Genomic DNA, 13,725 nt, shown 5'->3' on the forward strand with positions numbered 1-13,725 from the left:
ATTACATTTGCTTCGGTCTGGAAATTGTATGTTTTAACACCGTTTATTGTAAAAATGATATTTCCTAAACACGATGACCAAAAATACGCCTGTCACCATTAAAGACATTGCACATGCCCTGAATTTATCGGCTTCTACCGTCTCGCGTGCCCTGCGGGGTATGCCCGAAATACATCCAGAAACGAGGCAGGCCGTCTTACAGTTAGCGCAAGAATGGGACTACCAACCCAATCAACTGGCCAAGAATCTCGTGAAAAGCCGTACCCGAACCATCGGGGTTATTTTGCCTACATTGAGTTATTACTTTTTTTCATCGGTTCTCAATAGTATCGAAGAAGCAGCCATGCAGGCGGGGTATAGCGTGGTGGTGTGTCAGACCAACGAGTCCTATCTGCGCGAAGTGGCGCAGATACAAAATCTGCTCAACAGTCAGGTGGAAGGGTTTATCATTTCGTTGGCGCGCGATACCCAAGACCTTGACCACATCAATCGCCTGTTGCGGAAGCAAATTCCCGTGGTGATATTTGACCGCTACGCCGAAGGAATCGAAGCTTCCAAAGTGATTGTCGACAATAAATTAGCGGCCTTTAAAGCCACTGAGCACCTCATCGAAAACGGTTGCCAACGGTTGGGCTGTTTGGCGGGCCCACCCAATCTTTTAATCAGTAATCAGCGGTTGGAAGGATTTAAGGAGGCTCTTCGAAAATATGATTTGCCTTACAACGAGCGTTATGTATTTCACAGTGATTTTACGCAAGAAAATATCATGATGCAAGCCCTGAGCATGATGGCTCTGCCCGAGCCTCCCGACGGTATTTTGACCATGAGCGACCGCATTGCTTTTTCGACCATGTATGCCCTGAAGCAGAAAGGAATACGCATTCCCGACGACGTGGCAATTGTCAGCTTCAACAACGAGCCTACTTGTATTTACCTTTCGCCATCGCTGTCGAGCGTGAATCAGTCTATTCAGGAAATGGGCTCGCAGGTAGTGAGGCTATTGCTGAAACAACTGGAATCGGAGCACAGCATACCCGAAACCGTGACCCTCTCCACCCAGTTGATGGTCAGAGAATCTTCGATGCTTTCTAAGAAAAAAGTTAGTTGATTAGACACGCTTTTCTCTTATTTAATGGGTAATTTTACCTCATTAAACTCCTTTATCAGGAATACTGTAAAAGATTAACAACTGTTTATAACGATATTTAATCATGCAAAGACGTTCAGCAATACGGAACTTGACCATGGCCGTTGGAGGATTGATGAGTCTTCCGACTTGGGCTTCGGGTTGGACTCCCGAATCCATCGGAAAGGTATCAACGTTGTCCTTCAGTGAAGAGGGAACATTGGCCGAAATCGTAGAAACCATCATTCCAGAAACCACTACTCCGGGCGCTAAATCGCTTAAAGTGCATCAATTTGCAATGCGGATGATCAACGATTGCTACGGAGAAGCCGCTCAAAAAGGATTGAAAGATGGCCTTGCTACGACCGACATCGCATCTAAACTGGCGCACGGAAAAGTATTTGCAGAAATTGAACCAGCCCAACGCCTTGAGTTGCTTAAAAAGCTGGCAAATTCGCCCGATGTGGCCACGAAACAGTTTGTAAACATGATCAAAGGCTTGACGATTCAGGGGTATCAAAACTCTGAATATGTGATGGTTAACATTCAGAAATACAACATGGCCCCCGGCTTTTATCACGGATGCGTTCCGATTGCTAAAGCACAGGGAAAGATGGAGAAAAAAACGGACCGGTAGGCCACTTATCAGCTAAAGCATAACCCACAAAATGTCTTATTTCAATATAGATTCCATCAAAGACCGTACGTTCGACGCCATCGTGATTGGTTCGGGCATCAGCGGAGGCTGGGCGGCCAAAGAGCTGACTGGCAAAGGAATGCGCACGCTCGTACTGGAGCGTGGTCGCAATGTGCAGCACGTGACCGATTACCCCACTACGCTCAAAAACCCCTGGGAGTTTGACCACTTGGGGCAAATGCCTAAAGCCGTCAAAGACGCCAATCCCATCGTAAGCCGCTGTTATGCGTTCAACGAAGACGCCGCGCACTTTTTTGTAAAAGATGCCGAGCACCCTTATGTGCAGGAAAAACCATTCGACTGGATTCGTGGCTATCAGGTAGGTGGTAAATCCCTCCTCTGGGCACGCCAAACGCAGCGTTGGTCAAAATACGATTTTGAAGGCCCCGCCCGCGATGGTTTTGCGGTGGAGTGGCCTATCAGTTACGATGACATTGCTCCTTGGTACAGTTACGTCGAAAAATTTGCGGGAATTTCTGGAAACAAAGATGGATTACCCCAATTGCCCGACGGGGAATTTTTGCCGCCGCATGAACAATCGTGCGTGGAGAAATACTTCGGTGAGCAAATGGCGAAGCATTACAACGGTGCGCGTCCCATCATCATCGGACGTTGTGCGCACCTGACCAAGCCCAACCAAATCCACTACGACCAAGGCCGCGCGCAATGCCAAAACCGGGCGTTGTGTCAGCGTGGGTGTCCGTACGGTGGGTATTTTAGCAGCAATGCTTCCACGATTCCGTGGGCGCAGCGCAGCGGCAAAATGACGTTGAAGTCTGATTCGGTGGTGCATTCTATCTTATACGATGAGAAACTTGGCAAAGCAACGGGCGTTCGGGTAATTGATGCCAACACCAAAGAAGCCGTTGAATATTACGCCAAAGTAATCTTTGTGAATGCGGCTGCCTTGAATACCAATTTGATTTTGCTGAATTCAAAATCCAATCGTTTCCAAAACGGCTTGGGCAACGACAGCGGTGTGTTGGGTAAATACGTGGCTTTCCATAATTATCGCACGAGTATTTCGGGAGAATACGAAGGATTTATGGATACCACCACCGAAGGTATCCGCCCAAACAGCAGTTATATTCCGCGTTTCCGCAACGTATTTAAGCAGGAAACGGACTTTTTGCGCGGCTACGCGGCAGGCTTCGGCGCGAGCCGCATGACCTACAACGACCGCTCTGGCATGGGCGAAGACCTAAAAAACAGCCTTGCCGAGAAAAAATACGGCAACTGGCGCGTAGGTTCGCACATCATGGGTGAGACCATTCCGAAAGAAACCAATTACGTAGCGCTCGACTCCCAGTTGACCGACCCGTGGGGCATTCCGCAGTTGAAAATCTCGGTCAGCTACGACGACAACGACGAGAAGATGATCAAGGATTTTCACGAGCAGTTGACAGAGATGTTTACCAAAGCAGGTTTTACCAATATCAAAACCAACGACATACCCAACAAAGCCCCGGGCCTCGACATCCACGAAATGGGCGGCGTACGCATGGGCAAAGACCCCAAAACGTCGATGCTCAATAAATTTAATCAGCTGCACGCTTGCAAAAATGTATTCGTCACCGACGGCGCTTGTATGACCTCCACGGCCACGCAAAACCCCTCCCTGACCTACATGGCCCTCACCGCCCGCGCGGCCGATTATGCCGTGAAGCAGCTGAAGGCGAAGAATTTGTAATTGTTTACTCACGATGCAAAAGAGCGGGGCATTGCTTCGCTTTTTTGCATTTGCTGGTATTTGCCATGGTACCGCTTCTAGCCCAATGAGCTCCACTGTCCGAAAGCGATTGGTTGTAAAAACCTTATTAGACGCAGAAAGAGGCTTTACGGATGCTTTTATTACAAAAAAACGGCACAGTTTTTAAAGAAGAAAAAAAATAGATTGAAGTGCCCGAATCAGATGATTAAAAATAGCCTCTAACGTAAACAACGAATAAAACTGATGAGTACAGAAATAAAAAGTCATGAAGCTCACTCAAACTGGTACGAAAAAGTTTATCTTGATGAAAGCGCCAAGGAAAAAGCCATTCAAAATTGGAAAAACCAAAAACAACAGCAAACGATTGGTGGATGGATCCACCAAAGATTATTGGCATTTGCTGAGCCCTTTTTATCCACAGAAAAACAGTGGTTGACGGTTGGAGACGGATATGGATTTGATGCCAATTACTTTTATGAAAAAGGGATAACTGTCGTTGCGACCGATATTTCGAGTACCTTTCTGCCTCTCTCAAAAGCGCACGGTCTTATCAAAGATTATTCGGTAGAGAATGCTGAACAACTCAGTTTTGAGGATGAGTCCTTTGATTATGTATTTTGCAAAGAAGCTTACCACCACTTTCCACGTCCCTATTTAGCCGTATATGAGATGCTGCGGGTGGCGCGGGAAGCCGTTATTATCGTTGAGCCTCATGATCCCATTTCCAAAATGCCCATATTGCTGGCTGCCAGAAATCTGTTAGATAAACTTGATACGACTCTTTTGCAGCGATACTGGAAAAATCGCTATTCTTTTGAAGAAGTTGGGAATTATGTATTTAAACTGTCAGAACGGGAAATGGACAAGTTAGCCAATGGAATCGGCCTGCCTGGAGTTGCATTTAAAGGAATCAATAATAATTATTATTCTCCACAAACGGTGTTTGAGCCGGCTACTTCCTCATCGGTTGTTTTTAAAAAAGTGAAGCGTAAATTAGCTTGGCACAATTTTCTGATGAAACTAGGATTGATGCCTTCGCAGGTATTGTGTGCCGTAATTTTTAAAAAACTTCCTTCTGATTCGATGCGCGAAAAATTAAAGAAAGCAGGGTTTCAGATTCATCAATTTCCGCCCAATCCTTACTTACAAAAATGAGGCATATTCCACTCGTTGTGCGTTATATTCTGCTGAAGACTGCGTACAACGAGCGGATAGTCGCTCGGATGAACGGCTAAGTTCCTTTTTTCACTCCGTCAACTTCTTAATCGGGGTCAGCGCAACTTTTCTAAATTCCACTTCGGCCCCTTCGGCTTGCAGGGCAATGTGGCCTTTTTGGGCGGTGCAGTGAAAACCGTGGTTGACCATGTCGCCGTTGACCCAGACCTTGATGTGGTCGTTGAGGCATTCAACGATCATGGTGTTCCATTCACCCAAGGGTTTTTCGGAGGTATCTGTGAGGTTCATCACGCGGCGCTCTTTGCCTTCGGTAGTGCCCCAGTTTTCTTTTGGCCCGCGCCGTTTTTCCATGTCTTCGACTTCGATGTTTTCGACAATGCACCAGAAATCGCCCGCATTTTTGTGCATCATTTGTGATTCAATGGATTTGGGAAACATGCCGTACAGCGAGCGCGGCGTAGAAGCGTGGAGCAGCAAGCCGCAGTTGCCGGGTTTGCCTGCAAAGCGGTATTGAACTTCAATACGGTAGTTTTCATAAACAGCGTCTGTAATCAAATGGCCTTGTGGCTCGCCCAAACTGACCAACAGGCCGTTGCGGATAATAAAGGGGTTGCGCAAATTGGGGTCTTTGTCCATTGCGGGCACGTCGATGTGCCAGCCTGTTAGGTCTTTGCCATTAAACAGGCTTTTTTCCTGGGCGTTGATATTGTGAAAGAAGGTGATAAAAAGGAAGAATAAAAGAATCGTTGTTTTCATGGATTTGGTGATTTTATCTCTATAAAGGGGCGGAGAATCCGTTTTTACCGACATTCATTACGCAAAGTCGCAGCGGAGCAGCCGTTTTGCCTGTTTGTACGTAAATATTGTGACTCTTTGTCACTTTACCGGTGAATCATGGATGGAACCTATTCCTGATAATTGTCAGCGGAAAGAGGTTGCCTTTTACGTTGAATCCCTTACATTTACTCCGAAAATTCGACCATCAATTCAGTAACTATCAGCCATTTAAAATCATCATCACAATGCAGACAATCCTCGGAGCCGGCGGTGCCATTGGGTCAGAGTTGGCCAAAGCTTTAGGCCAACAATACACCCAAAAAATTCGGCTCGTCAGCCGCAATCCTAAAAAAGTCAATCCGACCGATGAACTCTTTGCCGCCGATCTGTCCAACCCTGCCGACGTAGACGCCGCCGTGGCGGGCTCGGAAGTGGTGTACGTGACTATCGGGTTTGAGTATAAACTCAGCGTTTGGCGGGAAAAATGGCCCGCTTTCATGCGTTCGGTGATTGATGCCTGCGCCAAACACAAAGCGAAATTGGTATTTTTCGACAATGTGTACATGTACGACTCGGCGGAGATTCCGCACATGACCGAAGAGTCGAAGATGAACCCTCCAAGTGAAAAGGGAAAAGTACGTAAGCAAGTCATAGATATGATTTTTGAAGCGATAAAGGCTAAAAAGATCAATGCACTCATTGCCCGTTCGGCGGATTTCTACGGGCCGGGCATCGGCACGAGTATGTTGCAGGAGACCGTTTCTAAAAATCTTCAAAAAGACAAAGCGGCTCAATGGATAGGAGGGATGGATTTCAAGCATTCGGCAACCTATACCCCCGATGCGGCGCGGGCCACGGCCTTGTTAGGCAATACCCCCGATGCTTACGATCAGGTGTGGCATTTGCCAACGTATCCTGACGCGCCAACAGGCAGGGAATGGACCGAACTCTTTGCGAAAGAGATGAATAAAAAAGCCAAGGTGAGCGCCATTCCTAAATTTATGCTGAAGATTCTGGGGTGGTTCATTCCGATCCTGGGGGAGGTGTACGAAATGACCTATCAATTCGAGCAACCTTATTTCTTTGACAGCGCCAAATTCATGAAACGTTTTCCCGATTTTAAAACAACAAGCTATGCAGAAGGCATAAAGGAAATTGTGGCTAGGGGATAAAAGTCTTATTACTCTTGTAACCACCTGACAATGGGGTCCTGTGTCCTTTGTAAATAAAACCGTGACTCAGGCCCGTAGTGAGCGTGATTTCCTGATGATTTTTTAGGTATTTTCTTTTTGCAAAAATCCTGAAACAAGTGCTGTGAGGGGCTGATTTTTCAATGATTGACAAAAAACGACATTTCACCCCCTAATTGACAAATCCTAACTTACCCGATCGAAAGTAAACGGGGTGTCGGTAGAAGTAAAATTTCCTTTAAAATTTTGCGAAATTTCAGTAAAAGCCAGTGTATAATTGACAAATAATGAAACACTGCGGTAACCTGCCTCTGCCAAAAAACTGATGCTTTTTGCACTAGAATCATCTATAGAATATGCCAGCTAAAACACCCCGTCGGCAATGCCGACGGGGTGTTTTAGCTGGCATATTTCACTTACCCTCTTTACTTCTTAATTTTTTTGACCGTAAACGGCACACACGCTTCCGCCGGACAACAATTAGTGTCTGATTCGAGAATCACCGGACAGCAGCCCCCCGTAGGGCAAGTACCGTTATCAGCCGTAAACGTATACGTTCCTATCTCGCTCAACAAGACCACATTTCCCGTGGCAATCGGCGTACTGCCTCCGTTTCTGTACCACTTCACGTTCGTCAATCGGGTTGGGACAGTTACCTCTACTTTATTGCCGGAGCACAACTTGATGGGTACAGTAAAGCATTGACGGTCAATATCATCTTCCGTTTCTTTTCCATTACTTGGCGTCGAATCCACATCCTTCTCATTGGTCTTGCTGATCTCAGCCGTATTGTAATGAATACCCTGTTGCGTAGCTTTCACCTTGTAAGTCAGCGTGACGGTGTCGCCGTTGGCAGGTACGCCTGCCGCAGCGATGTTACCGATGGTCCATTTGATGACATTTCCACTGATGACGGCACTACCGCGAGAAGCCGTAAAACTGCCTGCTTGAAATTCTACCGTGGTGGCGATGCTGTCGGTGACTTCTACGCCGGTGGCGTTAGTGTTGGACTCATTCCAGACTTTCAAAGTGTAGGTCAAGACATCACCGATTTGGGCAATTTTGGTGTTGATAGACTTCTTCAAAGCCAAATCCACTTCTTTGGTACAATCTTGGGCGTTGACCGTTGCCATTACTCGACTGGTGCTGATGGCCGTGGGGCAAGTGGGGTCAGTACTGCGCGCTTGGGCGTAGAAGACTGCACCTGTCGTTGGTACTGTTCCCGATGGTTTGTAATTAAGTCCTGTAAAGACCGCTGTACCGCCCGTTGGCTGGGTGAACCATTCGACCGTGGCCAATCCTACTACGGTGGCTTTGATGGTCGGGAAGGTATCACCCACACAAGCCGTCATACTTGGAGTAATCAACAGAGGTAATGGAGGGTTACAATTACAGTTCGGCCCCGTGATGAGGGTATCAAACTTACAAACTGCACTCAAACTGTCAGTGATTTTGATAGTAGCCCCTGATGGTATTCCCGTCACAGTGTATGGATTAGCACCTGTCAAAGTACCTTTGTTGACTTTGAGGTTTCCAACTTTATTCGTCACACTGAAGGTGATGCTATAAGTTTGAACATCTGCCGAACAAACGGGTGCGCCTGTGAGGGTTACTTTCGACTTCACGCAAGGAACAACCAAAGCCGCATCCACGGTGAGGATGTCCTTCTTAGTGGGGTCGAGGGGATTGATTTCGTAGTTGCCCGATTCGCCCGTGGTCTTGTCCACATCCGAGTCCTTGGCATCGTCGCTGGGGGCATCTGTCACACTCGACAACTCACAACCCGCAGGAATCGAAGCGGCTAAGACCTTGATTTTGTAAGTCCCAGCGTCCAGATTGGTGAATAAGTACTTACCCTGAACATCGGTGGTGTCTTTGGCAAAGAACGTTCCGTTTTTGTAGAGTTCAATCTGAACCCCCGCTACGCCACCGCCGTTGGGCGTGGTTTCGTCTTGGATACCGTTGTTGTTTTGGTCTTTCCAGACAAAATCCCCGAGGCTGCCTTTGGGTTGAACACAAGTAGGTACAATGACTGCTGCGGTATCAGTACAAACATTACCACCACCTGTTACAGAATATACAAAGCGGTAAGTTCCTGCAGTAGTCAGACCCGTGATAGCACCTGTGGCAGCATTGATCGTAGCCGCGGCTGGGTTGGTAACTATTGCCCCCCAAGTACCACCTGAAGTGACGGCAGCCAAGGTAGCCGTAGTTGGGGCAATACCCGAAGGCGGGCAAGTTAGTGTGACATCTAGTCCTGCATCGGGCTTGGTACAACCAGCACAAGGGCTGACCGTAACGGCGACGGTATCTTTACATCCTGCGGTAGTGGTATAAACAAATTGATAGGTTCCAGCGACGGTCATATTAGTTACCGCGTTTCCATTGATGGTGGCCGTGGCGGGTGTTGTGCCTATCTGTGTCCAAGAACCTCCTGTTGGGATGGGGGCAAGTGTGATGGAGGTGGCCAGTTGGTTGGTGGCTGGATTCAAACAGGCCATTGTTGTGTCTTTTCCTGCATTGGGTTTAGTACTAACAGTTACCGTAGCCGCTGCTGTGCCTGTACAAGTACCCACCGTACAAGTGGCGGTGTAGGTAGTTGAAGACGTTAAGGCAGGGGTCGTAGCAGGGTTGCCTGTCAAGCCACCTGACCATGTTACTGTTCCTGAACAGTTGGCAACAGTCAAGGTAGCCGTTTGACCTGAACATATCGTAGGACTATTTACTGTCGGAGCTGGCTTAGTACTAACAGTTACCGTAGCCGCTGCTGTGCCTGTACAAGTACCCACCGTACAAGTAGCGGTGTAGGTAGTTGAAGACGTTAAGGCAGGGGTCGTAGCAGGGTTGCCTGTCAAGCCACCTGACCATGTTACTGTTCCTGCACAATTGGCAACAGTCAAGGTAGCCGTTTGACCTGAACATATCATAGGACTATTTACTGTCGGAGCTGGATTGGGGCTAACAGTTACCGTAGCCACTGCTGTGCCTGTACAAGTACCCACCGTACAAGTAGCGGTGTAGGTAGTTGAAGACGTTAAGGCAGGGGTCGTAGCAGGGTTGCCTGTCAAGCCACCTGACCATGTTACTGTTCCTGCACAATTGGCAACAGTCAAGGTAGCCGTTTGACCTGAACATATCATAGGACTGTTTACTGTCGGAGCTGGATTGGGGCTAACAGTTACCGTAGCCACTGCTGTGCCTGTACAAGTACCCACCGTACAAGTGGCGGTGTAGGTAGTTGAAGACGTTAAGGCAGGGGTCGTAGCAGGGTTGCCTGTCAAGCCACCTGACCATGTTACTGTTCCTGCACAATTGGCAACAGTCAAGGTAGCCGTTTGACCTGAACATATCGTAGGACTATTTACTGTCGGAGCTGGATTGGGGCTAACAGTTACCGTAGCCACTGCTGTGCCTGTACAAGTACCCACCGTACAAGTAGCGGTGTAGGTAGTTGAAGACGTTAAGGCAGGGGTCGTAGCAGGGTTGCCTGTCAAGCCACCTGACCATGTTACTGTTCCTGCACAATTGGCAACAGTCAAGGTAGCCGTTTGACCTGAACATATCGTAGGACTATTTACTGTCGGAGCTGGATTGGCCGTAATGGTCAACGTTACGCTTTTGCTCGCTTTGCAAGTGTTGTCTGCCGTATTGGTAGCCTCCACACGGTATTTGTAAACCCCTGCTGCCGTCGGCAGGGCTGTGAGTGTAGCCGTGTTTTGACCGCTGATGACAGTGGTAGTGGGGTTGGTCGTGCCGTTGTCGTTGTACCACAGGTAAGTTGCCGCCACACCATTGGTGACACTCGTCGTCACGTTGGAAGGCGTAAAACTTCCGCCAACGCATATCGTCTGGTTGGTCAAATCCGTCAAAACGGGGGTGGTGCAACTGCAATCTTTGGTTGGTGTAGTAAAGGTCTTATCTTCAAAACAAGTATTATCGGCATTCCACACGCGGATGGTGTATTGGGTGTTGTGCTTCAAGCCCGTAAAACTCACTGAACCAGCCGTTACGGTTTTGTTAGAGGCGGCATTGTAAGCAGGGCCGCTGCCGTAGGTGGCTCCTTCTATAATGTCGGCTTTGTCGCCACCTGTTACGGTGAGCGAAGCCGTGGCGTCGTTGTTGGGAGTCGAACCTGTACACGTTCCTGCTACTGTGGTGACGGTGGTACCGAGAGTAGGTTTGGTACAGGTCGAATAACCTACGTCAAAACTGTGGTTGTTTTCTCCCGCGTAACCTGTCGTAAATGCTATTTTTCCATCAGCAGCAGCATCGGAGTCCACTAAGTCATTGCCGCCAAGGTTTGGACTTGTCAAAGATTTTGTTCCAGAAGTTGTTGGAAACTTTAAGATATAGTCAGTATTATAAGTAAGACTAAGCCCATATTTAGCAGAGCTTGAATTAGTCCCCGAGGCCGAAGAAAAGAAGTAGTTTCCATTTGCATCTGTTGTGGCTGTGGCACCTGAAATGGGAGTTCCGTTTTTATCACAAAGCGTTACTGAAACATTTTGAATTCCTGCTTCACCTGCGTCCTGAATTCCATCTTTGTCGGTATCGTCCCACACTCTATTACCTATTTCAATGGGTGCATCATTACACATTACTTCCATATCGCCTAAGCCATTGGCTTTTCCGAATAGCCATGGTTGCAGTCCAAATGAAGGGTCAATAAATACTACATAAGATTTGTCATACTCACCGGTCGTATTATTAAACCAATAGGTGCCGCCTGCAAAATAGTTTTGATCAGGGTCAGACACTTGCGTTACTACCTGTCCTCTTCCTGGTACTATTGCAGCCCCTCCCCCTACAACTTCTTCATGCACATTGTTTTCATCATCTCCAACATAAAATTCACCGGAAGGGCTTGTATAACCTGTACCTGTTGGTGTACCGGGGCCTTGACCATTACCTGCCCCGGCAGTAGTTACTCCGCCTGAAGTGGCATTTTTTTCTAACGTATAAACTCCTGATACCAATGATGCTCTTAATATATCACCACCTGCAAGCCCATAATAGAGTTTTGTGTCAGAGGTACTCGGTTGATAGTTTGCCGTTCCTGTTTGGTGTCCTAATCGGTCATTGAAAACCATAATCAATGACTCATCAGTATCAAATACTATATCAGCAAAAATAGGCTGTGGCTCACACACAAGGTTCAAGCCTGTTGGGCTTATGCCCCCCGAAATATTTGAAAAAGAATCTTCCCACGGATTCCATTTATTACCATAAACTCCCCCCCAGGTAAAAGCCGCTCCTTTAGTATAATTTAGCGGAAACGACAAAACACTGGTGAAAGTTGTCCCATCTAAACGATATACAGTAGCTTTCATATCTGCATCAACCTTTGAAGTAGCAGCATCGCAAACAGAACCGATATAAAGTTTTCCTCTATGATAGGTTAATGCAAATGGGCGAGCATTGCCTCCTGTACAGGAGTTTGGAACTGCGATACCTGAACCAACTAATGCTTTTGTGGCAATATCAACCGTATAAATTTTGGAATCGTATAGATTTACAAAAAACAATTGGGTATTATCGTCTGAGATTTCAATATCTCCCAACCCTATCTTTCCGACAAGTGAATATAATTGTGTATCGTGTGATGCTGCAAGGTCTGAAGTAGTAACCGGTACAGGTAAAGCCCTTGTTGCAATAGTAGGCATTAAACTCATACCTACATCAACCCCCAAAGTAGTTACATCTAACCATAATGAGGGAGATCCACTACTTGGTACTATGTATATTGCCCCAATATCTTCTTTTCCATCACTATTATTATCTTTCAATGCAATATGTCGTTTCACAAAAGCACCAACAAATAAATCCTGCTTTTGTCTGTCATAAGCAATTCCCCATACAGATCCCATTTCGCTCTTTACACCAATGGTAGTATGACTTGCTGAATGTGATGGACCTGATGACGAGTACGCATATTTCACCAACACATCATTCATACCGGCAGCATTATTACCCACATAGCAGGATGTGACTAACATAGGGTCGGCAACGCCACAATAATCGGCAGGATAATTTACTGCTAAATTTTGAGTTGTCCCCGATGGAAACATCACGGTTGTTCCACCTGCGGCTCCTTTTGAGGCAAAAGTATAACTGTCGGGCATCACAAACTCTAATCGAATCTGCCCCGCAGTGCCTCCTGTCACGGTATAGGCACCGGTAGTATTGGTAGATGTACCGCCACCGGTATAAGAGACAGTCAAGGTTGTGCCGTCCGGTTTAGTTGCCTTAACAACTACGCCTGCCATACCCACATCTAAGTTGGGAGAGGCCGTACCTTTAGTACCATCCATATTAAAGTCTTTGAACACCGTTCCGGATACTTGGGCATTGGCACAATAAGCTAATAGGCTTATAAGTGCGGTGCTCATTAAGAGCCTAAGAATAGTGTCCCTCCTCAAAAATCGGTTTAAGCAAATTGATTTAGGTAAGTATCTTTCCATCATTTTTGTATTACATTTAGTAACAATGTGATACGAAATAGTGGCAAAAAATATACCTAATTAGGTATCCAATATATCCAAAAATGTATCTAAAATGCTTTTCTTATCCGCAAAAGCCTCGTTAAAATTCTAAAAGAGCCTTCGGTGCGCTTTTTTTATCCATTTCTGCCTCCCTCAACTTCCTGAGAAATATATAATTCCATAAGTCAGAAATGTCACCTTATCAGAAAACAAGTAGGATAACACCCACTGATGGGGAGTAGATAGATTTCTTTAAAGCAAAATCCACCTTTTTGGTGCAATCTCGGGCGTTAATACGAATCCTGATGCACACCAAAAATTATGCCTGATAGGGTATCCGAAATGCTTTACTATGTATCCAAAATGACATTTAACGGATTCGATTACTTAAAAGACAAGTATTTATTGGGTACAAATTGTATTTTACGGTATCTAATATAAAATTGCCAAAGGGATAATTAAAGAAGCAGTAATCGGACAATGAGGCAAATGTAATCCTCTTTGCATCAAAAACGGACTGGTGTAATCGCACAGATTTAAAGTTGATTGTAACGATGCCTCATAAA

Annotated in this window: 7 protein-coding genes; 5 read left to right on the plus strand and 2 right to left on the minus strand. The window is 46.5% G+C overall.

Translation table 11 applies throughout. The annotated features are described in order from the left end of the window. Positions 1-73 precede the first annotated feature (73 nt). The 4 genes from DR864_RS23385 (at position 74) to DR864_RS23400 (ending at position 4,689) form a co-directional block, all read left to right on the plus strand. Positions 74-1,108, plus strand: a complete 1,035-nt coding sequence (locus DR864_RS23385; RefSeq protein ID WP_114069232.1) for a LacI family DNA-binding transcriptional regulator — start codon at positions 74-76, stop codon at positions 1,106-1,108. 103 nt (positions 1,109-1,211) lie between these two features. After that, positions 1,212-1,763, plus strand: a complete 552-nt coding sequence (locus DR864_RS23390; RefSeq protein ID WP_114069233.1) for a gluconate 2-dehydrogenase subunit 3 family protein — start codon at positions 1,212-1,214, stop codon at positions 1,761-1,763. Between the two features lie 31 nt (positions 1,764-1,794). Continuing rightward, positions 1,795-3,513, plus strand: coding sequence for a GMC oxidoreductase (locus tag DR864_RS23395; protein ID WP_114069234.1), 1,719 nt, complete (start codon positions 1,795-1,797; stop codon positions 3,511-3,513). 264 nt (positions 3,514-3,777) lie between these two features. Then, a complete protein-coding gene (locus tag DR864_RS23400; RefSeq protein ID WP_114069235.1) occupies positions 3,778-4,689 on the plus strand; it encodes a class I SAM-dependent methyltransferase in 912 nt (303 codons plus the stop codon). Positions 4,690-4,779: 90 nt separating this feature from the next. Here DR864_RS23400 and DR864_RS23405 read toward each other — a convergent pair whose 3' ends face one another. After that, on the minus strand, positions 4,780-5,466 hold the full coding sequence (locus tag DR864_RS23405) for a 3-keto-disaccharide hydrolase (RefSeq protein WP_114070447.1): 687 nt from the start codon (positions 5,464-5,466) through the stop codon (positions 4,780-4,782). 266 nt (positions 5,467-5,732) lie between these two features. Between DR864_RS23405 and DR864_RS23410 the strand changes: the two genes are divergently transcribed. After that, positions 5,733-6,659: an NAD-dependent epimerase/dehydratase family protein gene (locus DR864_RS23410; RefSeq protein ID WP_114069236.1), complete on the plus strand. Its 927-nt coding sequence runs from the start codon at positions 5,733-5,735 to the stop codon at positions 6,657-6,659. 443 nt (positions 6,660-7,102) lie between these two features. On the opposite strand, the gene DR864_RS23415 is transcribed toward DR864_RS23410, so the two are convergent. Then, on the minus strand, positions 7,103-13,066 hold the full coding sequence (locus tag DR864_RS23415; RefSeq protein WP_162794067.1) for an SdrD B-like domain-containing protein: 5,964 nt from the start codon (positions 13,064-13,066) through the stop codon (positions 7,103-7,105). Positions 13,067-13,725: the final 659 nt, after the last annotated feature.

The organism is Runella rosea, from assembly GCF_003325355.1.
Lineage (GTDB): Bacteria > Bacteroidota > Bacteroidia > Cytophagales > Spirosomataceae > Runella > Runella rosea.